The 23739-nt window shown below is 35.6% G+C and carries 27 protein-coding genes; 7 read left to right on the top strand and 20 right to left on the bottom strand.

Translation table 11 applies throughout. The features are described from left to right. Positions 1 to 837, top strand: a complete 837-nt coding sequence (locus tag E7Z79_RS02930; RefSeq protein WP_303738487.1) for a TIM barrel protein — start codon at positions 1 to 3, stop codon at positions 835 to 837. On the opposite strand, the gene E7Z79_RS02925 is transcribed toward E7Z79_RS02930, so the two are convergent. From E7Z79_RS02925 to E7Z79_RS02915, 3 genes are all read right to left on the bottom strand, one after another. Then, entirely contained in the window at positions 834 to 1337 is a 504-nt protein-coding gene (locus tag E7Z79_RS02925; protein ID WP_303738486.1) for a zinc ribbon domain-containing protein, read from the bottom strand. The two genes, E7Z79_RS02930 and E7Z79_RS02925, sit on opposite strands and share 4 nt — an antisense overlap. A gap of 41 nt (positions 1338 to 1378) precedes the next feature. Continuing rightward, on the bottom strand, positions 1379 to 1639 hold the full coding sequence (locus E7Z79_RS02920) for a winged helix-turn-helix domain-containing protein (protein ID WP_303738485.1): 261 nt from the start codon (positions 1637 to 1639) through the stop codon (positions 1379 to 1381). A 108-nt stretch (positions 1640 to 1747) separates the two neighbouring features. Next, a complete protein-coding gene (locus E7Z79_RS02915) occupies positions 1748 to 2812 on the bottom strand; it encodes a metallophosphoesterase (RefSeq protein ID WP_303738484.1) in 1065 nt (354 codons plus the stop codon). 93 nt (positions 2813 to 2905) lie between these two features. On the opposite strand from E7Z79_RS02915, the gene E7Z79_RS02910 reads away from it, so the two are divergent. Beyond that, positions 2906 to 4024: an AAA family ATPase gene (locus E7Z79_RS02910; RefSeq protein ID WP_303738483.1), complete on the top strand. Its 1119-nt coding sequence runs from the start codon at positions 2906 to 2908 to the stop codon at positions 4022 to 4024. Positions 4025 to 4028: 4 nt separating this feature from the next. On the opposite strand, the gene hemA is transcribed toward E7Z79_RS02910, so the two are convergent. From hemA to E7Z79_RS02895, 3 genes are read right to left on the bottom strand one after another with little or no spacing between them, the layout of a single operon-like run. Next, positions 4029 to 5228, bottom strand: a complete 1200-nt coding sequence (gene hemA, locus E7Z79_RS02905; protein ID WP_303738482.1) for a glutamyl-tRNA reductase — start codon at positions 5226 to 5228, stop codon at positions 4029 to 4031. Continuing rightward, a complete protein-coding gene (locus E7Z79_RS02900; RefSeq protein WP_303738481.1) occupies positions 5225 to 5845 on the bottom strand; it encodes a bifunctional precorrin-2 dehydrogenase/sirohydrochlorin ferrochelatase in 621 nt (206 codons plus the stop codon). Before E7Z79_RS02900 ends, hemA begins: the two co-directional genes overlap by 4 nt. Before the next feature lies 1 nt (position 5846). Then, complete coding sequence (locus E7Z79_RS02895; RefSeq protein ID WP_303738480.1) at positions 5847 to 6329, bottom strand: methanogenesis marker 9 domain-containing protein; 483 nt, start codon at positions 6327 to 6329, stop codon at positions 5847 to 5849. 157 nt (positions 6330 to 6486) lie between these two features. On the opposite strand from E7Z79_RS02895, the gene E7Z79_RS02890 reads away from it, so the two are divergent. Continuing rightward, positions 6487 to 7155 (top strand): M48 family metallopeptidase, encoded by a 669-nt coding sequence (locus E7Z79_RS02890; protein ID WP_303738479.1) that lies wholly within the window; start codon positions 6487 to 6489, stop codon positions 7153 to 7155. Between the two features lie 6 nt (positions 7156 to 7161). On the opposite strand, the gene atwA is transcribed toward E7Z79_RS02890, so the two are convergent. From atwA to E7Z79_RS02835, 11 genes are all read right to left on the bottom strand, one after another. Then, positions 7162 to 8760: a methyl coenzyme M reductase system, component A2 gene (gene atwA, locus E7Z79_RS02885; protein WP_303738478.1), complete on the bottom strand. Its 1599-nt coding sequence runs from the start codon at positions 8758 to 8760 to the stop codon at positions 7162 to 7164. Positions 8761 to 8833: 73 nt separating this feature from the next. Further along, positions 8834 to 9544: an MJ0144 family RNA dihydrouridine synthase-like protein gene (locus E7Z79_RS02880; RefSeq protein ID WP_369693422.1), complete on the bottom strand. Its 711-nt coding sequence runs from the start codon at positions 9542 to 9544 to the stop codon at positions 8834 to 8836. A 29-nt stretch (positions 9545 to 9573) separates the two neighbouring features. Next, complete coding sequence (locus tag E7Z79_RS02875; RefSeq protein WP_303738476.1) at positions 9574 to 10335, bottom strand: GTP cyclohydrolase III; 762 nt, start codon at positions 10333 to 10335, stop codon at positions 9574 to 9576. A gap of 20 nt (positions 10336 to 10355) precedes the next feature. Next, complete coding sequence (gene cofD, locus E7Z79_RS02870) at positions 10356 to 11261, bottom strand: 2-phospho-L-lactate transferase (RefSeq protein WP_303738475.1); 906 nt, start codon at positions 11259 to 11261, stop codon at positions 10356 to 10358. Between the two features lie 8 nt (positions 11262 to 11269). Further along, positions 11270 to 12043 carry a coenzyme F420-0:L-glutamate ligase gene (locus E7Z79_RS02865; protein ID WP_303738474.1) on the bottom strand — a complete coding sequence of 258 codons (774 nt, stop codon included), beginning with the start codon at positions 12041 to 12043 and terminating at the stop codon, positions 11270 to 11272. Between the two features lie 27 nt (positions 12044 to 12070). Then, a complete protein-coding gene (locus tag E7Z79_RS02860) occupies positions 12071 to 12697 on the bottom strand; it encodes an IMP cyclohydrolase (protein WP_303738473.1) in 627 nt (208 codons plus the stop codon). A gap of 11 nt (positions 12698 to 12708) precedes the next feature. Next, complete coding sequence (locus tag E7Z79_RS02855) at positions 12709 to 13125, bottom strand: biopolymer transporter ExbD (RefSeq protein ID WP_303738472.1); 417 nt, start codon at positions 13123 to 13125, stop codon at positions 12709 to 12711. Between the two features lie 8 nt (positions 13126 to 13133). Beyond that, the gene (locus E7Z79_RS02850; protein WP_303738471.1) at positions 13134 to 13973 is read right to left on the bottom strand and encodes a MotA/TolQ/ExbB proton channel family protein; all 840 of its coding nucleotides are present in this window, start codon (positions 13971 to 13973) and stop codon (positions 13134 to 13136) included. A 92-nt stretch (positions 13974 to 14065) separates the two neighbouring features. Then, a complete protein-coding gene (gene rnhB, locus E7Z79_RS02845) occupies positions 14066 to 14680 on the bottom strand; it encodes a ribonuclease HII (protein WP_303738470.1) in 615 nt (204 codons plus the stop codon). A 45-nt stretch (positions 14681 to 14725) separates the two neighbouring features. Next, positions 14726 to 15799 carry a rod shape-determining protein gene (locus E7Z79_RS02840; RefSeq protein WP_303738469.1) on the bottom strand — a complete coding sequence of 358 codons (1074 nt, stop codon included), beginning with the start codon at positions 15797 to 15799 and terminating at the stop codon, positions 14726 to 14728. A gap of 2 nt (positions 15800 to 15801) precedes the next feature. Further along, positions 15802 to 16401 carry a hypothetical protein gene (locus E7Z79_RS02835; RefSeq protein WP_303738468.1) on the bottom strand — a complete coding sequence of 200 codons (600 nt, stop codon included), beginning with the start codon at positions 16399 to 16401 and terminating at the stop codon, positions 15802 to 15804. A gap of 464 nt (positions 16402 to 16865) precedes the next feature. Here E7Z79_RS02835 and E7Z79_RS02830 point away from each other — a divergent pair, with 464 nt between their 5' ends. From E7Z79_RS02830 to E7Z79_RS02815, 4 genes are all read left to right on the top strand, one after another. Further along, positions 16866 to 17561: an archaetidylserine synthase gene (locus E7Z79_RS02830; RefSeq protein WP_303738467.1), complete on the top strand. Its 696-nt coding sequence runs from the start codon at positions 16866 to 16868 to the stop codon at positions 17559 to 17561. A 62-nt stretch (positions 17562 to 17623) separates the two neighbouring features. Beyond that, complete coding sequence (locus tag E7Z79_RS02825; RefSeq protein ID WP_303738466.1) at positions 17624 to 18796, top strand: DUF515 domain-containing protein; 1173 nt, start codon at positions 17624 to 17626, stop codon at positions 18794 to 18796. 82 nt (positions 18797 to 18878) lie between these two features. Then, the gene (locus tag E7Z79_RS02820) at positions 18879 to 19559 is read left to right on the top strand and encodes a sortase (protein WP_303738465.1); all 681 of its coding nucleotides are present in this window, start codon (positions 18879 to 18881) and stop codon (positions 19557 to 19559) included. Beyond that, complete coding sequence (locus E7Z79_RS02815) at positions 19559 to 19930, top strand: dihydroneopterin aldolase family protein (RefSeq protein WP_303738464.1); 372 nt, start codon at positions 19559 to 19561, stop codon at positions 19928 to 19930. Before E7Z79_RS02820 ends, E7Z79_RS02815 begins: the two co-directional genes overlap by 1 nt. Here E7Z79_RS02815 and mfnA read toward each other — a convergent pair. The 3 genes from mfnA to E7Z79_RS09700 all read right to left on the bottom strand — a co-directional run bounded on the left by mfnA (position 19927) and on the right by E7Z79_RS09700 (position 23722). Further along, positions 19927 to 21084, bottom strand: a complete 1158-nt coding sequence (gene mfnA, locus E7Z79_RS02810) for a tyrosine decarboxylase MfnA (RefSeq protein ID WP_303738463.1) — start codon at positions 21082 to 21084, stop codon at positions 19927 to 19929. The genes E7Z79_RS02815 and mfnA overlap by 4 nt on opposite strands. A gap of 58 nt (positions 21085 to 21142) precedes the next feature. Next, positions 21143 to 23419: a phosphoenolpyruvate synthase gene (gene ppsA, locus E7Z79_RS02805; protein ID WP_303738462.1), complete on the bottom strand. Its 2277-nt coding sequence runs from the start codon at positions 23417 to 23419 to the stop codon at positions 21143 to 21145. A gap of 186 nt (positions 23420 to 23605) precedes the next feature. After that, entirely contained in the window at positions 23606 to 23722 is a 117-nt protein-coding gene (locus E7Z79_RS09700; protein WP_369693421.1) for a zinc ribbon domain-containing protein, read from the bottom strand. Positions 23723 to 23739 lie beyond the last annotated feature (17 nt).

The raw sequence follows: 23739 nt of genomic DNA, 5'->3' as shown, positions 1-23739 counted from the left end.
ATGAAACATAATGTACTTTTTGGACCTGCCGGAAGCCCTGTAAACTATAAAGGTGCAGCTTATAAGGCACCCAAATACATTCAAGACGAAGGGCTAAACTCCTATGAATACCAATCACCCTATGGTGTGAGGATTGGTGAAAAGGCAGCAACCACATTAAAAGAGGAATCTGAAAAGCATGACATTCTAATTTCAATGCATGCCCCATACTACATTAACTTATGTGCAAAGGAAGAGTCAAAACTCGATAAGAGCATCGGACATCTGGTATCTGCAGCCCGTGCCGGCGAATGGATGGGAGCATACCGTTTGGTGTTCCATCCGGGAGCTTACCTTAACAGAAAGCCGGAAAAGGCAATGGAAATATCAAAAAATACTGTTAACAGATTGTTTGAAGAGCTCGAAGCCGAAGGCATTGAAGAGTTTACTTTTGCCCCGGAAACTACAGGAAAACGTACTCAGCTTGGAAATGTCTCAGAAGTTGTTGAACTATGCGCCACATTCGACCATTTCGAGCCGACAATTGATTTTGCGCATGTCCATGCAAGAGGCCGAGGATTCTTAAATGAAAAAGAGGATTACAATTGCATATTTTCAATAATTGAAGATAACCTGGACATTGACATCCTGCACTGTCACTTTACCACCATAGAATATGGCAAAGGCGGTGAGGTAAAGCATCACACATTGGACGAAAGTGATGAATACGGTCCAAACATTAGAGATCTGCTCTCTAATCTAATCGACAATGGCTGGAATGCAAATATCATTTGTGAAACTCCGCAAAGAGATTTGGATGCACTTAAAATGAAGGAAATATATGAAGAAATGATTTAATAGTCTTTAACAGAGCCTATTAGATCATCCATATCCTTAAATAATGCATTAATGTCATCATTGTCATCCTTATTGGAGCTTAGTTGGATTACAAGTTCGTTTATCAGCTCTTCCATCTTATCAATGAAAGTGTTTAATACCCTTATTTTATCTTCAATTTGCCTATTGACAACCTCACTGCTTTCCAGTTCCATCATCTTTTGGGTTATCTTTAACTGATTTGCAAATAACTGATTGGATCTGTCTATTGCTGCAGTGAAATTGGAATATGATATGTGTGATGGGTCAAACAGCTTATCAACCAGTTCCCTAGCTTTCGCCTGTTTTGAGTTATATTCCTCTTCCAGTTGTTTGACTTTTGATTCATAATTAGAATGAATTTTAAAACCCTGAACGGGGTCATGATATACTTCCTTACCGCATTGTGAACAGAAATGCTGGTTTGGAACTAACTTCGCCCCACAGTAAATACAAAAATGATTGTGATTATCTTCTACCATGACTACATATTTGATTAAACTAATTTAAAAAAGTATTAGATTCAGTCCAGATTATCAGCAATTTCCTGACCCAAGTCAGTCAACTTATATATCCTGTTCTTACGGTCTTGCTCATTAATACACTCGGCAATTTTACAATCTTTCAATTCTTTTAAAACTTTTGAAATATGACTCAATCTGATATCTGCATGATTAGAAATTTGAGTTGGAGTTTCGTTTCCCTCTTTCATTGCTTTTATCGCTTTTACTCTATACGAGGAAATCTTTATATAAGCAAGCGTCTTTAGTGTATTGTCGTCCATACTATCATTCCGGTTATAATTAATAACTCCAAAATGATATTTAAGTTTATATACACTACACTAATAACTTTATGTCAAAATTAATATTCAAATTATATAACATTAAAACTATTGAACTTTTTTCAACCTTAATACTACAATCTCGGAATCAGTTCCCCACCTCATCGGAGTGCCCATAGAACCGACACCCGTTGTTACATGGATATATTTTCCCAAGTCATTTTTGAACAAGCCCTTATTGTATTTGAATATCAAATCACCTATCCAAACAACCGGATAAAACTGTCCGCCATGAGTGTGGCCGGACAATTGAACATCAAAGCCCAACGAGGAAAATTTCTCCCAGAAATAAGGCGGATGATAAATAATAATGTTTACCATATCATCCATGATTACGGATTCGTCAAGTTCAGGTTCGTCCCTATCATCAAAGCTAAAAGTTTGGCCATGAATGTTTAAACATTCATATTGCATTGACTGATTATCCAAAACAGTGATTCCCGCTTTTTTGCATGCGTTGATTACACTTTCTATTCCATGATAGAAGTCGTGATTACCCGGAGTAAACAAGACCGGCATCTTAACATCCTTTAGAGCCATCAAATCATCTTCCTCAACAACAGATGACCCGTCAGCCAAATCACCGGAAATGATGGCCAGTTCACAATCCAAATCATTTAATTTGTCATGAATATCTGAAATAATTTTTTTGTGACGTATAGGTCCAAAATGCACATCTGAAAGGTGTGCAATGTTTATGTCCCTTTTTAGATTTGTTAATTCCAAAGTTTTCTCATTAACAACCAAATTGTGGGCTTTCCAATAATTATAAATTCCCAAAACAGGCACAATAGCCAATAATATGAAAATAACTTCAATCGGTAGGGTTATGAATCTTCCAACAATGTAAATGATTACAATATCTATAAAAAACATCACCGATGCCCACATCCACAGCCCGTCAACCGCCATTAAAAATCTTGTCAGCGCTCTGGATTTTTTTAACTCAAAAAACATCGGCACGAAATGATTCAGACCTATGAATAAAGTCAATATTAATAAATAGCCATCTTCAATGCCTCCCACTAACAAAAAGATATATTTAAGCAAGAAAAATTCAAACAGCATGTAAAATGGCGTTATAAACATAACCTTATTTATTCTAGAACTCATGAATCCAACTCCTAAAAACAATTTTGTTACCACAACTATTTAAATTATTAAAGCTAATGTTTGAATGTGTAACAAAAACTCGGAGGTGATTATTTGAAAAGTGACAATAAAATACCAGAAATCAAAACAACCAATCAAAAATCAGCGAAAATCGAAAGCGAAAATAAGGAATATGCGGAACTGGTTGTAGTCAAACCTGTTGGTTATCCATTCGATTTCACGATGATGGATGAAAACATTGAAATCAAAAACATCAATCTATTCGAAGAGTATGCACGGGAACAATGGCTGGGTTTGGTTGTCTGTGAAAACTCATTTTTATTTGATCAAAAAATAATCCCCGACTACGGTTTTGAAATCGTGACTGCAAAACCGAACAACTCAATAATTTCCGACAACACAAAAATCAAGATTATTGTGGATAAAATAGAAAACAAGCAGGAAAATGTCAAATTCGACATCACCCTGAATGACATTGTCGGCCAGGAAAATGCCAAATCCAAAGTCAAGGTCATAACAAAATACCTTGAGGACCCTGAAAGCTTTGGACCTTGGGCACCAAAAAACATTCTGTTTTATGGACTTCCCGGCACAGGCAAAACCATGCTTGTAAAGGCACTGTCCAATGAGCTTGACGTTCCGTTATATCTGGTCAAGGCAACCTCATTGATTGGAGAACATGTTGGAGATGCCTCATCTAAAATCCATGACCTGTTCAAAAAGGCGTCTGAAAATGCACCTTCAATAATATTCATTGATGAAATTGATGCCATTGCACTTCACAGGTCATTTCAGTCATTAAGGGGGGACGTCTCCGAGATTGTAAACTCACTTTTAACTGAAATGGACGGCATTGAAGAAAACAAATCAGTCATTACAATAGCAGCCACAAACAATCAAAGCAGTTTGGATCTGGCAGTCAGAAGCAGATTTGAAGAGGAAATCGAATTCAAATTGCCTGACGAAAATGAAAGACTGGAAATTTTGGAAAAAAATCTCAATACAATGCCTCTGGATCATGAATTGGATTTGGAAAGGATTGTCAAATTAACCAAAGGACTGTCCGGCAGGGACATCAAAGAAAAGATATTGAAGACTTCACTTCACAATGCAATATCCAATGATTCATACACAATCACAATGGAAAATATCGAATATGCCTTAAATTCATTTAAAATTAAAAATAGTGATGTTAAAGGAATGTTTGAGTAAATTTCTAATTAAAATCAAAAATATACTCTGCTGCATCAATAACATCTTTATTTTCTTCTTTTGCAGCTTTTTTCAGATTTTTAGAAATATCATAGAAAATTTTGTTGACGATGGAATTTGTTAAATTATTTAGAATTTTGACACTTCCATCTACATCAGCCAACTTAACTGATGCTTTTAGAGTTTCGCGTTCTCTTATCTCTTCCATAGATGCTCTTAAATTACCAAGAATCTCATCAACTTCCATTATTTTAAACGATTCTTTAAGCAAAATGAACTCTTCATTGATGATATTTTCCGCTTCACCGAATTCCTTAATTCTGAGCCTGGTATTTTCATCGGCAATTTCACGCAGGTCATCAATATTGAATGACTTGACGCCCAATTCACAAACATCATCTGAAATATCACGAGGATTGGCAATATCGACCATCATTATGTTTTCATAATCCATATCTATTCCCAAAAGGCGCTCTTTTGTAATTATCGCATGTGGAGCACTTGTAGCACTTATCACCAAATCAGCAGTGGCCAAATACTCTTCCAAATCAGCAAATAGTATCGCTTCACCACCTAAATCCTTGGCAAGGTCAACTGCAACATAATAAGTACGGTTGGCAACGAAAATAGCGTTCAGATTCTTTTCAGCCAAAGCTTTTGCAACCAATTTACCCATTTTTCCGGCACCGATTACAAGAACAGACTTATCATCCAAACTGCCGATGTGCTTTTCTGCCAAGTCTATTGCCGCTGAACCTATGGAAACAGCACCCTTGTTGATATTGGTCTTGTTCCTGACAACCTGGCCAACATGGATTGCCTTTGTAAAAACAGCATCAAGAGATTTGCCGCAATGATGGTTTTTAACCGCCTTGTGCTTGGCATCCTTGACCTGGCCCAAAATCTGGTCCTCTCCAACAATCATTGATTCAAGACCTGAGGTCATCCTAAGCAGATGCATAACAGCAGATTGTCCATATTCTATTATGATGCTTTGATTTTCATGAGACAAAAGCTCATCATCTTCTGAAATGAAATCATTGTTAATGTAATATTCCTTCCTATTGCAGGTGGAAATCTCAACATATTCATTTATAGAATATTTTTCCTGCAATTGCCCAAACAATTCATCCATGTCCTTTGAAATATTCTCCATGGATTGGATATCTGCAATCTTGTGGTCAACCCTCAAATTAAGTATCAATTTAATCCCCTTATCAAATTATCAATATAAACTTTAGCGTCATCAATCTGCCTATTCTTAATTAACTCATTTATCTTTTCATCCTCAAAAATCTCATAAAGGCACTTTCTGCGTTCCTTTTGATTTTCAACGACATCCTTTAATTTTAACCTTGCATAATCCTGAAGCTCAATTTCTAAAATATCCTCTTCAGTAATTATGGATTGGATCTTTTTTCTCAATTGACGGGCCATCAATGGACTTTTTCCATTGGTAAAAATAGATATTTCAATGTCTGCGATATTAAAACTTGTAGGAACAATAACATTGCCCTTTAATGGATAATCTGCCCGATTAATTAATTTGTCGCCAGAAATTTTAGAAACATAATCAGACATTTCTTCATCACCGCTGGCAACCACAACCAAATCAGCCCAGTTGACCAGCTCATCAACATCCTCTGTGGCGCATAATTCTGCCCCCTTATCAATCAAATCGGAAGACAGATTATTTCCGGCCAGCTTAACGTTAGCTCCATGGTCCAAGAATTTATTGGCCCTTCTTGCTGCAACTTCACCGGTGCCTAAAATAAAAACATTTAAAGTTGATGTTTTTAGATAAATAGATGTCCAATCCATTTTAATCAGAATTTTCAAGAGATTTTGCATGCAATACTTTTACAGCAGCTCTCAAATCATTATTGCATTCAGTCAAAACATTCATTGCTTCAAGTTTGGAAATATTGAATGTTTCAGCCAATGCTTCAGCTCTTTGATCAGGATCAGGTTTTTTTACTCCAACCAATCTTTCGGATAACTGCTTTTTTAAATCCAAATACTCTTCATGACTCATTCCCATATTCCTTAAAGTCATGTCTCTCAATGGGCATGGTTTTGATGGTTTACAGCACCATACAAGTGAACCGAAACAGGTTCCAGCCCCCTCACCTAATCTAGTTTCTTTACCAAATTGAATCTTAATGTTAATGAACTCCTGAGGAGTTAAGTTAACTTCCTGTAATGCGTTTAAAACTGGGCATGGTTTTACTGGCGGACAGCAAAAAGCAAGTCCTCTTACATCTCCCCCTCTACAAATGTGAGATGGTGCATCTTCCCAAGTCATAATATCCTCCAAAAATAATTTTCATTTCTCCAAGTAAATTTATAAAATAATAATATAATTTATTTAAAGTATGAATATATAATCTTTTTTGTAGAAATACCATTAGGTCTTACCTACACAAATTTTAAATATCTTATAAAACTTATTCTTTAATGAAATGTTAATCGAAAATATTGCCGTCACCGTAAATAGAAAAAACATTAAGAACATGTATATCCGTATCCAGCCACCAGATGGAAATGTAAAAGTATCTGCACCCTTGTTTGTAAGTGATGAGGAGATAATTGCATTTGTCAAGTCAAAAAGGGAATGGATCTTGAAAAAACAGAAGTACATTTTGGAAAATGACATAAAAGCCCCCCTAAAATATGTCAATGGTGAAAAACACTACCTGTGGGGAAAGGAGCATACACTGCAGCTAATTTCAAACCATAATGTGAAGCATGTATTGGTTAATGAAAATATCATTTATCTGCCAATTCCAAAAAGAAGCACAATAGAAAAAAGAAAAAATATTCTAGACGAATTTTACAGGCAGGAACTGAAAAGGGCAATTCCAGAAGCTTTAGACAAATGTAGCAAAATCGTTGGAAGAACACCTAAAAGCATCACTGTTCGAAAGATGAAAAACTGGGGAAACTGCAAGCAGGACGGCAGAATCACACTTAATTTGAATCTTGCAAAAAAAGATAAGGAATGCCTTGAATATGTGATGATACATGAACTGTGCCATCTGATTGAATTCAATCATGGAAAAAATTTTAAAAAACTGATGGACAAATTCTGTCCTGATTGGAAAATAATAAAAAAAAGATTAAATGAATAAGAAGATTTATCTGTCTTTGAGCATATCTTCTTTTTCATCTGGAGTTAATTGATTAACAATTTCTTCAGGAGTACCAACATCCAAGAGTTTTCCTCCCCTCATTAAAGCCGCTCTGTCACAAACATCTAAAACAAAGTCCATATCGTGAGAAACGATAATGAAAGTTTGTTCTAATTCTGTACGGGCTTTTAGAATAGAATCGGTAACATTAACACGAGTAATAGGGTCCATGGTACCTGTTGGCTCATCCAAAACGATGATTTTAGGTTCTTTGATTAATACCTGTGCCAAAGCAATCCTGTGTTTTTCTCCCACACTTAATTGGTCAGGATATTTATCTAAAATCACATTAGCTTCACCTTCACCGAAACCAACAGTAGTTAATGCATGAATAGCTTTAATCTTACCGAATTCAGCAGGCAAGTTCAAACTAATAGCATCGGTTAAGTTACCTAAAATTGTTCTGTGAGGATAAAGTGAATATTCTTGGTGCAATAAACCTATATAAGGAACAATACGACCACGGTTGAGAGGACCTCCTTTTGTCATGTCAATCCATTCATCACCAAGTTTGATGTCAATTTCACCGCTACTTGGCTCAGTTAATCCGATTAGCATTCTTGTGGTAGTTGTCTTACCGGAACCACTTAAACCGACAATTCCAAATATCTCTTCATGGTGGATGTTTAGGTTGATTCCGTCAACCGCTTTAACTACACCACGTTCAATGGAATAATAATGTTTTTTGAGGTCCTTAATGATAATTTCTTCTTCACCAAACTCAGGAATTTCTGGTTTTGCAGGAACAGGAACTGTTTCTAGGAAATTATCTACAACTGTTTGAGGATCTCCCTCTTCTTTAATTTGACCGTCTTCCAACCAGATTACATTGTCTGCAAGTTCTGTCATTACTTCAGGCCAGTGAGAAGTGATAAGCATGGTAATATTTTTGTCTTTAACACCTTCTTTCAAGGTATTGTGAAGTTTTACAGCAGTTTGAGGGTCTAATGTACCAGTAGGTTCATCTGCTAAAAACATCATAGGATTTTTAGCCAATTGCCTTGCAAGCACAACTCTCTGCTTTTCCCCACCACTCAAATCACGGGCAACGTGGGTAATCCTGTGGTTCATCTGAACCATTTCCAATAATTCCAAAGCAAAATATAATCCTTCTTCATACTCTACATTATCAGGCACTGCCCTCATTACATTTTCAATAACAGTTTCTTCATCATACAAAGCGAAATTACGTTGTAACATGATGGAAATTCTTCTTTTGATACTTGCAAATAATTTTCTTTCAGCATTAAAGAAATCAACTTCCCTAGCTTCATATGTTCCGCCACAGTTACATTTTTCACCTTCATGAGATGGGGATTCAACAGCCAAACAATCTGGACAAACAGCAATATTCATTATAATATTACCTGCATCAGGGGTGTATTCCTTTGTTCCCCTAAGCATGTTGATTAAAACAGATTTTCCGCTTCCACTACGTCCCAAAATACCTAAAGTCTCTCCTTCAATAATCTTTAAATTAATATCTTTAAGAACATCAACACCATCAAAAGTTTTTGTAATATTCTTAAGAGTTATAAAATCCATGAAATCACCTATTGATTTAATCTTTATTTTAAACTATTAATAATACTTTCTAATAACAATTGTTTTAAATTTTTTAAAAATCAGTAATATTAAAATCCAAATTTCCAGAAATAACTGAACGAGCTATTGAAAATCCATCAACACCGGTATTAATCATTTTTTCAAGATTTTCCCTGCTGTTAACTGAATTATTACCAATAACCTTAATATTAACATTATTAGAAATTTCACTTAAAAGTTCCCAGTCAGCTTCAAAAACACCCTTCTTCATTGCATCAATATGCAAATAGTCAGCGCCGGCATCGTCTATCAACTTTGCAATTTCCAAAGTATCAGTTCCTTCTACATTTGCCCGAATTTTGACTGACACTTGGCTTTTTACATTATCAACGACTTGAGAAATAAAATTAGATAAATCCGGACGACTCAACATTTCCTGACCACAGCCAATAGCTAAAATTTCCTCTTGGCGACAATGACAATTAATTTCAACAATATCCAAATTTTCGATATTGCCTACATCAATAATCGGCTGTGCGGTTGTTGCCCTCACATTGGCTGAAACTTTTACATCACTGTGAACACTTTTTATTGAATTCACTTCATTTTGAATATGGGTAAAAATCTCATCTAAAGGAAAATCAAATTCTGCCCTTCCCCTCTCGATGATCTTTTTACTTGCTTCAATTGTAGGCGCATCTAAACTGTATCCGCCCAAAGTAGCTACATCAAAACCCAATGGAATAACCTTATTTAAAAAATCAGCGTTAGTTATTCCGGCCATTGGAGCAACTACTCTAATCATAATATCCCTTAATATTCTTTTTCGATTACCCAGGTCCACATTTCATTATTATTAGCTCTGATTTCTTCAAGACCTATATCTGCCATGTAAGCAGCATCTTCAGCATTCTTACCTCTGCCAATACCTGCTTTGAGTTTAATGCCAATCTCTTCATCAATTTCAACCATGATGTCTTCAATTTCCTGTTCGGACAATCCGTTACATGGAGACATGAAATTATCTCCTCCGATGAAGAACAATAATGCTCCTTTTTTAATCAATTTGGTCATTAAATAGTGTTGAGCCTTATTAACCATGAAACTTGTATCAAAAGCAGATTCAATATCTGTTAAAGTTTCTGTAACACTGTTGATGTCAATATGAGCAGCTTGAACAAAACTGTCTTCCTCACTTACCAAACTGTCAATAGCTAAAATTTCTTTTCTTTCACCTGATTGAGCGCTTCCTGCTTTTTGAAGTGCAATGGTAGCTAATTTTTGAGCTTCATGAGGAGTTTCAGCAGCACCGACACCCATACTTATGGTAATTGGGTATCTGTTTCTGATAGACCTTTGAATTCTTAAATGGTCCTCTTCATCCAAACCATTTGAAACAGCAAGTAAATTATCGAATCTTGTAAAGAATACTAAACCTTTCTTGTTTCCAAAATGGTTATTTAAATCTGCAAATAAGCTTGCTTGAAGCATCTGTAAGTCGGATTCAGTTCTTGGTCTCGGAGTTACGGTCCAAGGCCCATAATTGTCAATTTGTATTAATGTCATTTGTATCATTTGATAATCGCCTCTTTCTATTAAGGAATACTATCTACAATAATTTGCGCCAAATTTTTTTTGACACCTAAATTATTCATTATTGTATTTGTAACTGTTACCTTATTAACTATTTGTTTTATTTGTGATTTCAGATTAACATCCTTATCATCAATAACAATATTGTCAAGGAAATCATTGTATAGTGATGCAACGCCAACAGCTGAAACATCAATATCCAAAGCTTTCATGAACTTGTTTGCAGGTCCTGAAACAGCACCTGAACCTATAATTGGTGAAACCGCAATGACATAAGTGTCTTTTAGAGCATCGCGAACACCTTCAAGAGATAATATTGGTAAAATTGAAGTGATTGGATTGGATGGTCCGATAATTACTGCATCTGAATTTCTAATGGCATCAACAACTCCTTCTGCTGGATTGACATTGGAAAATTTGACATCCAACACTTCAGGTTCTGATTGGTGCTTTATTAAAAAGTCATGGAACTCAAGCTCGCCGATATCGGTGACGATTTTTATTTCAGAGTCCTCTTCACTCATAGGAATGATTTTGGATTCGATTCCCATATTCCTGGCCTGGATTTCACATGCCTTTGCAAGGCCATACTTTTCCATCAGTTGGGTTTTCTGTATCTTTGTGGCACGGTCAATATCGCCTATTCTAAGCAGTTCAGGACAACCCAGCTCTTCAAGCCTGTCATGAGTTATGAATGTATCATCCTTAACCCCATACCAAAACTCATCATTTATCATGTCAGACATAGTATACAGTACAGTATCAATGTCTGCTGAGACATAAACTCCGGAAAAGTAATTGTTTTCCAATGTATTTACAATAATTGTCAAATCCTTAGGATCAACAATTTCCTTAAGCCCTTGCAATAATTTTGGAGTGCCAGTTCCTCCAGATAAAACAGTAATCATAATATCAACTACTTTCTAAATACATCCGCTTCTCTAGGCATTAAAACAGGTTTAATGTTTGAATCAACATTTCTCAATATATCAAAACTGTCGAAACCACGAATAATAACAACAGGAAGACCTTCATCAGCCTGTCCCATAATAAGGGATGCAGCTGCAGACAGTTCGTCACAGGTTGCTATTTCAGTTGTTTCCAATTCCCTTCCGTATAAATCCTTTTCACCAACACGTTTCCAGATAGGTGAAATTCCAGAACACCCGATTGCAGTACCGATTGCTCCAAATCGGAACGCTCTTCCCTGAGTATCGGTAATTATAACAGCAATCTCTTCTCCGAATTCATCTTCCAAATATTCTCGAATTTCACGAGCAGACTTGTCTGCATCCTTTGGCATTGGAGTGGCAAGTCCATCGCCAACATTGGACTCATCGATACCTGCATTAGCACAGACAAAACCCTGCTTTGTTTCGGTTATGATGAAATTAGGTCCGACACGTACGACCTCATTTGATTCGTTTAAGATAGCTTCAACCAGTTTAGGGTCCTTGCCGGAATCATTTGAAAGCCTGATTGCATAATCGGATGGTGTCAATTCATCCAACCTGATGAAATTTTCTTCAGACTTTGAAATCAGAGTCTCTGCGATTAAGACAACATCACCATGAATTAAACCGCAACCCTGCTTTTCAATAGCCTCTTTAATAATTTGAGAAATGTCACTATCCCCGTCAATAATGGGAATACCTTCTAAACCAAACAATTCAATACTCATAATAATCATCTAAAAAAACTTAAAAAAAAGAAAAAATTATGGAACATAGACCGCAGTAGTCCATTTTCCATCAAAAACAGCTGCACTGGATGTGACAGGTTTTTCATAATTTGCAAAAGTACCTTCATCAAAAATATATTTTGCAGCCTCTTCAGAAGTTTTAGCTTCGAAATCTACTTTATCAGGCACTTGACTGCCGTATGTTGAAATAAATGCTGCTTCACCATATGGCACTTGTTCAACTAATATTTTATTGTCATTAACAATTCCAATATAACACTCATATTCATCTTCATTGTCGGTTGCAGTTACAGCAGCGGCAATTCTTGGAGTATTATAATCATCTTTTTCATAATCCATAGTAAGCAATGAATATGCCATTGCATCCCTGATATTCATTCCTACACGAATCTTATCCGCTATAACATCTGTCTGAGAACCATTTGATACAACTGCAACATCATTTGCAAAACAGATGCAATTGTAAGAAATATAAGTGCTCTTATAAATATCTTTTTCAAAACCTTCCTTCGGGACAACAGCCACATGGTCATCAAATTTATAGCAATCCCTATTTGGAAATGACCTGCTTGATACCCTGTAGGCTACAAAAGGTTTACCTTCACTATTCATCCCAGTTGATAAAATTCTACCAGTATACATTTTATATCTCCTTAATTAAGTTCAGGACGTTGTACAGCAACCTCTGGAGGCACACCTGGAGGAGTTTCTATAACAATTTCACCAGGTTTAATGGTAACTTGTCCTTGATCAATAACATTAGCTTGAACACCCACGGCACTGCCCGCAATCGCATCCGACCGATCTTGACCGTTTACAGTAACCTTATGCAGATTGGCCACTGGCATAACATAATATTCCTGGTCCCCAGAAACATCAGTTACATTAGGTTTTCCGCCGGAATCTTCAACATCATCCGCAGCATCCGCTTGAACATCTGTAGCTGAAAAATTACTAGTTACAACTAAGAAAATCATGATTGTGAAAAGGATATCAATAAAAGGAACTAAATTGATACTTGGTTGTTGATTTAAAAATTTCTTTTTATGCTTTTTTACATCAATAGCCATCTAATCACCTATTGTCTTAGTTTACTTTCGGTAATCTCAGCATTAACATTACACTTTTCTAAAATAATATTCGCAATACTCTTATCTAACATACTTGGCTTAAAAGAAACCTTGATATTAGCATAAGGGTCAGAAATTAATCTGGTATTTACAACACCCTCAGCTTCTTGAAGAGCTTCAAGGGCACATTCTACATTAGAATCAACTCTAATTTTTACAACAGCATATCCCCAGTTGGTCATTTTTGTAGCGAGTTCAATCTTATCCATTTCCGCTTCAATAAGGCCTTGAATATATGTGTATATTGGCAATAGAACAATAGCCACCAAAAGCCCCATGATTGTAGTTGTCAAGGCAACATAAATACCTTCCGCCATTGCAGCAGAATCCGGATGAACCCCTAATGATTTGAAAGTCATCCAAATACCGATAACAGTACCTATCAAACCTAAAAATGGAGCAAGCTCGATAATGGTCTTGAGGGTGCTTAAACCTTTAGTCATCTTAGCAACCTCAACGATGAAGATCTGCTCCATACTTTCCTCAACTTCAGTTTTGTTCTTATATCCTATTTTTAAAGTTTCGGAAATGATTCTAGAAATAGGATTTTTAAAACCGTTTATCTGTTTTAAAGCTTCTACAGCACCGCCTCTTTCCATTGATGCGGTAACAACACCGAATATTTCGGTTGTATCAACTTTACTAATCCTTCTAAGATATGCTATTTTCCTCAATGCAATAATAAGACCATAAATACCTATGAAAAGAATTATATAAGTGATAATTCCCCCTTGAGTAAAAATGTCAACTATTCCATCAATTAATGGCATAATATACTCAATAATCATTTTTATCCCTAAATATATTATATTGAAAATTGTTTATAAGTAATGTTTTATCAATTCATATACTTAAATATTATTTAAAAAACGATTGGAAACTATTTCATTTTTGCTACAGTATTCCATGACCTTCTAACAAAATCCGGCATTTCATCATAGGAATAGTTAGCCAGGAATTCCTTTGTTGTCGGGTCGGATGGATAGCCTGAACCGATGCCTCCGGATTTGATGAATTCCTTGTTTATCTCAGCAATTTGCGCATCTCTTTCAGCTTTTGCGATAATTGATGCTGCACTTACTTGAATATACGAATCATCAGCCTTGTGCTCAGCAATCACATCAAAACCAGTATCCCTTTTAAGGTTTTCCTGAAACCTTTCAGCCTTAACATCAACAGCATCGACAATGGCTTTTTCCGGTTTCAATCTTAAAATCAATTCTTCCATAGCATTTTTTTCTATTTCGTTGAGATTGATTCCATCAGCTCTCATCTCATCGATTTCACGGGCTGAAATTATTATCATGTCATATTCAAACATTTTGCGTAGTTTACGAGACAGGATTGTACGACGATTTGGAGTCAGCCTTTTGGAGTCCTTAACGCCCATTCTTCCAGGTACCTTTTCCATCTTTTCAGGAACAATTACTCCTGCAATCACCATAGGACCTAAAACAGATCCTCTTCCGGCCTCATCAATGCCTAATATATCCATAAAAATCAAAAAAAATATAAAAAAAAGAAATGAAATAAAATAAATTTATTTCATAGCCCTAAGACGGACTTCAGGTTCTAAAGCAAGAGGTTCAGCAGCAACAATTGCAGTACCTTTTGCCACAACAGTCATAGGATCTTCAGAAATTTCTATTGGTATACCAATTTCATCGAAAATTCTGTTTTTAAGTCCACGAAGTCTTGAACTTCCACCAACAGCAACAGCGTTATTGTAAACACCCATCATCAATTCTGGAGATAATCTTTCTAGAATCACATTTAAACCATCTACGATTTGTTGCATATATGGTTCTACTGCATCTGCAACGAGCATTGAATCAATTACAACTTTTTTAGGCCTGTTAGTTTCAAGAGACTTACCGATTACTTCAACACTTAAGTTTTCAAGCTGTTCGGAACAATGTACCATACCAACTTCAATCTTTGCAGCCTCTGCATCATGAATACCAATTGCTACATCGTATTTTTCCGCTACAAGTTCAACTATTTTGGTATCAATGTCGTCTCCACCACATCTAACGGTTTCAATATCATTAATACCACCAAGGGAAATGATTACAATATCTGTTGAACCGGCACCAATGTCCACAACCATAGTTCCGTTTGGTTCTGCAATAGGCAAGCCTGCACCAATAGCAGCAGCCAATCCTTCACTAATTACTAAAATGTTTTGAGCACCAGCTTTTCTTCCGATTTCTTCAGCAGCATTTTTTTCCACTTCAGAAGCATCACCAGGAATACCAATGACGATTCTACCTACAGTTTCACCTTCATTAATACCGATTTGCATTGCCTTAATAAGTAATGCCTGTGCTTGTACAACGTTTTCTATAACTCCTTTTTTCAAAGGTCTTACTGCAAGAATATCTTCAGGAGTCCTACCGAGCATTTTTTTAGCTTCTTCACCAACAGCCAATACTTCTGCAGGATCGTCTTTTTTAACTGCAACAACAGATGGGATTTGATATAAATCAAATTTATCACCTGAAGGCTTTGCAATTACTGTGTTTAAAGTTCCTAAATCAATTCCTAAACTGTTACTAATAACCTTAGTATTTTCAGTTTGTGGTTCTTCCTCTTCATTTCCAAAAATATTCATGATTAATCCTCCGTTACAATGTCTCTAAAATCGATAACGAAAACCTTATTAGATGTAGCTATACTTTGAACTCTACTAACTGCCTCTTTTTTTTCAACAGACAATAACACTGTTGATAAAACAACCTCATTTGCATCATAAAATGGCCTGAGAAAGGATTTAATAAAGTTTGGTAATTTAACTTCGCTACTTATATCAATATCTATAAATCCAGTAGTTTGTGATTCCTGTAAGATTGCAAAGGAAATCTTCAATTTTTCAATAGTGGACACTATGTTTCTAATCACATCATCCGGAGCGACAAATACCATTAAATTGGGATTCTTTTCCAGAATATTTTTAGAGACCTGAACATATGCCCCACCATCTCTTATGGTTTCAGACTTGAACTCCTTTAATTTGAGCGCGTTTCCATGAAACATGATAAAATCGAATTTCTTATCCATCTTACCACTAGTTAATATAACATGCTCTCTGAATAGAATTTTAATTTGATAATTGGATGCAATAGCTTTATATGCCATATTGTCAACCAATTCAACATTTCCCGCAACAATACCCCAAGCCTTTTCGATTACATAGTCTTCGCTTGATGTAGCCATTGCGGCTTCTCTGAGCATACGTATATTATCTTCAATCATTTAACTACTCGCAATATATTAATATAAATTAGTCGTTTAAACAAACAAGAAACATTATTTAAAAATATTAAATTTAAGGAAAGAACTTCCCAATTTAATACATAAATAAAGAATTTTATTGATGTTTATAAAGTCTAACCATTAATATTTATTAAAAACATTATTATATATATTTTATCTTTTATTGGACTTTTTTTAAAAAAAAGTTGGAAAAATCGTGATTTTAACATATTAAAACAATACCAATAACATCTAAGCAAAATTACTATATAATACAAACTCAATATTTATATATAAGAGAAATTTATCAAATTGGGTAAAAATAACATATCTGCATTAATAAATGTGAATATAAGTGAAAATTACATGGATTATAAGATAACATTAATAAGAAATGAAGTAGAAAGTAATACTGGAGTTAAATTATGAGCGACATGAACACAGATATGAAAAGTTTTATAGCACTGTCAGACATCATATCCTTATTAAATATGAGTTCTGGATTCTTATCAGCCATCAGCTCAATCAATCATAATTTTGAGCTGGCTGCAATCCTTATGCTTATTGCAATCATATTTGACTCTTCAGATGGTTGGGTAGCACGAAAAATAAACAGACAGGACGATTTAGGCTTCGGGAAAAATATCGATTCATTATCCGATATCGTTTCATTCGGAGTAGCACCTGCAATATTCATTTACAGTTGCATTAACACCACCCCAGGCATATTTCAAGCAATAGTAATTCTAACCAGCTTATTCATTGTTATTTGTGGAGTTTTAAGATTGACCAGATATAATGTAATTGCCGGTAAACTAGATACAACAGATTTTATCGGTTTTCCAATTCCAGGAATTTCATTTGTAATAGCTACATTTTACCTAAGTGGATTATTTAACCCATATATTGCGTTAATACTAAGCATCATCATTTCATTGCTGATGATAAGTAATATCAGATATCAAAAATTCGACAACATACCAATAATTGCAATATCTGCAGTATTAATACTGATTCTAATTCTTCCAATTAACATTATAATATTCAATATTAACATACCTGCATTAATATTACTATTATTCTGTCTTTACTACCTAATAATTAATTTAATTAAAAGATAAGTAATTATTACTCCTATTTAATTAAGTTAACCATCAATAATTGAAATTAGGAGTATTTTAAAATGAGTACCAAAAAACCGCGTGATCCACTATATCCCAGAGGTTTTGAAGAAACACAGGAACTGAAAAAGCAGATTTCCAGCGAACTTCGAAAACCCATGAAAAAGGAAAAAACTGATGAATTAACACCACTGAAAAAGTTAAATCGAAAAATTGGCATATATTTATCTCCAAAATCAATCGATATAACTGACGATGAGAAAAAAAGAAAAATAGGCGTGATTATTACAACATTGATACTATTGACATTGATAATCACAGCATATTATTTTATAATCTATGAACCTGCACAAGAGGCATTGTCACTAGCAAAAACTACAAAGTTAAATGAGCTTCACGACCTGTATTCCGGAGCGCTAACAACCTCCCCCAATGCATTACTACTTGAAAACCAAATCAATGATGGCAGAAATGCACATGAAGTTGAATCAATTAACATTTTGACTCCCGCAACAAAAGACTGGAAGGAGCATCACAAAAAATCCATTAATCTGCATCAGGACAAATACAACAGAACAATGGCAGTTTATGAAAATGAAAACAAAAGCACAATCATTCCAACATATGAAGCCATGGAAATTGTAAATGAAAATGACGCAAGGATTCTCTCACAAATCAAATTTGAAGAGCCGAACACCGTTTCAGTTCCAATATTAGTCTCACGTCTCCAGGCGGGGGCAGGCCTTGTAAAGGAAGGCAGCATTGTAGACATCTACACAAATTCAAATTCGACAGATGAAAACGCTACAAATTCGACATCCCCCGAAATCAGAGGGTGCACCGTCTTGTCAATAATGAGATATGAGGAGAATGGAGAGATTGATTCGGAATATTCAAAATCCAAGATGAATGTTGAAGGAAATTCCACAAATCCCCATGAAGACACAAAGGCGTTCTCATCAGATGTCCTGGAAATGATTAAAGCTTCAATCATCAATGGATATGATGAAAAAGAAACCTTTGAACTGCTTGAGGATTACGGTGTGAAACTATCAAATTACGAAAGACAGATAAACTTGGGCGATTTGGATGCAGAGTATATGCTTTTGATTGAAACACCGCAAGACAAGGTCAATTTCATATTGAACAACATGGATAACATCGTTCTGACAATTCCAACATCAGAAGCACCTGATTGGATTGTGAAAGAAATCAGCGAAACAAGCCAAAATTAAGAAATAGTATTATAGTAGTGATGACAAATTTGATAATATGAATAAACCTAGCATTTCAACTATAATTGTTATAATTTGTTTATTGATAATTGGATTATATGCAATGGGGGAAGTGAATTATTTTTCAACAAAAGTCGTTGTTGAAAAAAGCGTGAATGTCGATTCTCCCAAAATCGTAATCCCCTCAATTGGAGTTAATGAAAAAATAAACAATGAAACTTTAAATTATGGAGTTTTAAGCGATCCGGGAGAGAATATTCCAACTGAAGAATCAGTTGCATTATATGGTCATAGGACACTTCAGGGATCCCCATTTTTAAGGCTGAATGAACTGGGTGTTGGAGATACATTCCTGATTGAATGGCCGGGAATTGGAGAACTGAAATATAATGTGGTGGATACAAAAATCGTGCCTGGAACATATGACTTTTATCCTGAAGGAACCAATTCATCTTACCTGATTACATGTGACCCTATCGGTTCAACTGAAAACAGAATAATCGTTCAGGGAGATTTGGTCGAGAAAGGTCCGGTTAATATACAAGTCATGGAAGATAATCCGCAGGAATCAAACGCATGGATAATTTCAGCAATATTCATGGTTGTTGGATTCATATTCAGTTTAATCTATCCGAAAGACAACAGACCATACATTTTAGCAACAGTAATAATCATCTCAGCCGTGCTGTTCTATTGCTGCATAAATCCAATACCATCAGAGCTGATATACGATAAGATAATATTTTTAAACGGAGGATTATAATGGACGTTGACAAGGAATACTTTTCAAATATAACAACACGTGAACGCGCCATATTTGAAGGCGCAATCAGCATGGGAGCATTATTTCATCAATTTGTAGGAACACCCGTCAATAAAGACACAAAAGGAAGTCTAGAAAAAGCAATGGAAGACTCCCTAAACCTGCAGCCTGCAATTGAAAAGGTGGAAGTTGAAATCAGATTTGACAAGCTGGAAGAATCAATGACAGAATTCGACTACACTTCACTTACAGGAGATATGCTTGACGTTAAAATCCATACAAAAGTGGATGAAGTTGTTGCAGTAATCAGAATTGAATTTATTGAAGAGTTAAATTATCCTTTAATGTATGTTGAAAGTATTGAAGATTAATATATATCTTCTAAATCTTTCAATAATTCTTCCAAATGATTCTTTTTAATATGATTCATTAAGACTACCCTGATTGCAACAGGGCATTTTGCAACAGACACCTTCCATCCCAAATCTTCTAATTTTTGAGCCAAAACATTGGTATCCATATCTGGATGGTTGAATGCAACAATATTCAGTTCAGGTTCACAAACAATTTCATAACCTAATTTTTTTAAGTTTTGGGCAAAGAATTTAGTGTTTTCCATTAGATTTTGAGCCAACTTAGTGTAACCTTCCCTTCCAAAATATTTCATTATTGCATAGGTTGCAGCTGAAGAAGCGCCCAAACGAGTTCCAACAATTGTGGATTGTGTTTTAACAGTCAAATAAGGTGAATCGACTGCCATCACATCAAGATATTCCTCACACCTGAAAATAATCCCTCCGGCAGGAATTGGAGCCAGTCCCATCTTGTGAGGGTCAACAGTTATAGAGCAAACTCCGTCCAATGAAAAATCAAATACAGGCAAATCATAACCTGCTTGCCTTAAAAATGGAATTGAAAATCCTCCAAAAGCGGCGTCGACATGGAAATAAATATTGTTTTCAAAAGCGATTTCGGAAATCTCTTCGATAGGGTCAATTAATCCCAATTCAGTGGTTCCTGCAATTGCCACGATTGCCACTGTCTTATCGGATATTGCATCCCTAAGAGATTCGACATCAATCTTATAATTTTCATCGATTTTAGCTTCAACAATTTTGAGGTTAAGCATGTCCGCAGCTTTCTTAAATGAAAAATGAGCAGATTCGGGAATTATTATTTCACCATCACTTATTCCCTTATATTTTCTTGCATGATTTCTTGCAGCCCTCATTGCCATCAAGTTGGCTTCAGTTCCGCCAGTGACAATATTGCCATAAGCATCATCAAGAGACAATAACTCGCCAATAGATTTTATGACATTATTTTCAATTTGTTTAGTGCCTCTGAAGAGGCCAGGATCTCCCAAATTGGTATCTAGAAATTTGCAAAATACTTCCTTTGCAAAGGGATGTGCTTCAGTACACATTGAACCTAATATCCTTCCATCAGCATAGTTATGGTCCAATTTGTGAAGTTCATCCAATTCCTTCAATATATCCTGCTTATCTATTGGCTTATCGTCCATAAAGTAACCTATCTAAAAATAATTTAATAAAAATAAAAATAAAAAAAGAATAAAAAGATTATTCTAGACGTTTACGGGCAGCGTCGAGAATAATTTTTTGTTCAGCACGTGCAACAGTTTTTCTCACATCAGCGATAGCATCAGTATTTGATGATACGCTTGAAATTCCATATCCAACAAGTTTTTCAACAATGTGAGGCACACTACCTGCTTGACCACAGATACTGCATTTAACACCTGCTTCAGCACATTTTCTAATAGTTCTTTCTATTAATTTCATTACTGCAGGGTGTTCTTCAGTATAGTGTTTTGCTACAAACTCATTGTTTCTGTCAACTGCAAGAGTGTATTGGGTCAAGTCGTTGGTTCCTAAACTTACAAAGTCTATTCCAACTTTAATGTACTCGTCAATCATAATTGCAGCTGCTGGAATCTCTACCATCATACCAAAGTCAACATCCTTGTGAGGTTCGAAGCCCACTTCGGAACAAAGTGCTTTAGCTTGTTTAAGCTCTTCAGGACTTTGTGATAATGGAATCATGATACCAATGTTTGTGTATCCTTTTTCGTGTAATTTTTTGATTGCTTTAAATTCACATTTAAGGATTTCAGGTTGGTCAAGTTCTCTTCTGATTCCTCTCCAACCAAGCATTGGGTTATGTTCTCTAGGTTCGTTTTCTCCACCTTCTAATGTGATGAATTCATCGGTTGGTGCATCCAAGGTTCTGTACCATACTGGTTTTGGATAGAATGCATCTGCTACAATTTGAACATTGTCTGCAATTGTATCAATCAATTCATCTTCCCTTCCATCAGCAATGAATTTACCAGGGTGAACGCCAGAGGTTAACATTAAATGTTCAGTTCTTAAAAGTCCAACACCATCTGCACCGGTTGCTGCTGCTTTTTCAGCTGCTTCAGGCATACTTACATTAGCTTTAACTTCAGTTACTGTTATGATTGGAGCTGCTTCAACAGTTCCTGCAACAACAGTTGCCTCTTCTTTAGTTTGGGAGATTCCTTCAAATACTAATCCTTTTTTACCGTCCAAGGTAACACCGGAATTTTCTTCTAATACGGTTGTAGCATCACCGGTTCCTACAACACAAGGAATTCCAAGTTCTCTTGATATGATTGAAGCGTGACAGGTTACTCCACCTTCGTCAGTTACGATACCGCTTGCTCTTCTCATAGCAGGCACCATATCTGGTGTGGTCATTGTTGTAACCATGATGTCTCCATCTTTGATTTTATCGAGTTCATCAATGTCTAAAATGATTTTAACTGTACCTGAAGCCATACCTGGACTTGCTCCAAGACCTCTTACTAAAACATCCCCTAATTCGGATGAAGCTTCACCAGCATCTTCATCGGCATTGCCTAATGTAGTGATTGGTCTTGCTTGCAATAAGAATAACATGTCTTTTTCAAATGCCCATTCGGTGTCCATTGGTTCACCGTAGTGAGCTTGAACTCTTTTACCCATTTCGGTTAATTCAATGAGCTCATCATCAGACAATACTCTTTCTTTTCTTTTATCTTCAGGAACATCAACTTTTACACTAGTACCAGCTTCATCATTAGTATACATTACTTTTTTGTCGCTGATGGTTACATTGATGATTTCGTTGTCTTTTTTATCAACTTGATAGTTATCTGGAGTTACATCTCCGGACACTACTGATTCTCCAAGTCCCCAGGATCCTTCAATTAATGCAATTTCTTCACCAGTGGATGGATTTACAGTAAACATTACTCCTGCTTTATCAGCATTTGCCATTTTTTGAACAACTACTGCAATGTAAACTTTTGAATGTTCAAAGTCATTTTCTTCTCTGTAAAAGATTGCTCTTGCTTCAAATAATGATGCCCAACATTTTCTGATGTATTCAATTACTTCATCATCACCGGAAACATGCAAGAAAGTATCTTGTTGGCCCGCAAATGATGCTTCAGGCAAATCTTCAGCAGTTGCAGATGACCTGATTGCAACATCGGTGTCATCCTCGCCAACCCTTTGACAAAGTTCATTATAATATTCACGGATGAATAAAACCAAATCTTCTGGAATAGGAGATTCAATAATGATTGTTTTGATTTCTTCAGCTGCAGCCTGAAGAGCTTTGGTATCGTTGATATCGATTGCATCAAGGATACTCATTACTTGATCATTAATTCCAGCTTCATCCATAAAATATTTATAAGCTTGTGCAGTTACTACAAAACCTGGCGGTACTGGAATGCCCGCTTGAGTTAATTCACCCAAATTAGCACCTTTTCCACCTGCAATTCCAATATCGGATTTGCTTAACTCCTCAAATTTTTTTACATACATAAAATATAACCTCTTGGTTTGAAAATATCTTACATTGACTAAGTCAATATTATAATTAAATATGATTTTTAATGTTTAAATATTTAATGAAAAAAAAGTTTACGATAAAAAGAATAAGTTATTGAACCACCCCATCCTATAGAGGATGGGGATTCCTGAATTTTTTTTCACTTAATAATGGTTAATTTAAGTATTTTTCAGGCTATCCCCGTTGAACCAGCGGTTTAGAATATTAATTGCTGCGTTTGTGTCCCTATCAAGTGTTTTTCCGCATTTTTGACATTTCCAGTTGCGTGTTTTGATTTTTAACTCTTTGTTTA

Origin of the sequence: Methanobrevibacter thaueri (assembly GCF_015062905.1) — an archaeon.
Lineage (GTDB): Archaea > Methanobacteriota > Methanobacteria > Methanobacteriales > Methanobacteriaceae > Methanocatella > Methanocatella thaueri_A.
This window is presented reverse-complemented; position numbering and strand designations above follow the sequence as displayed.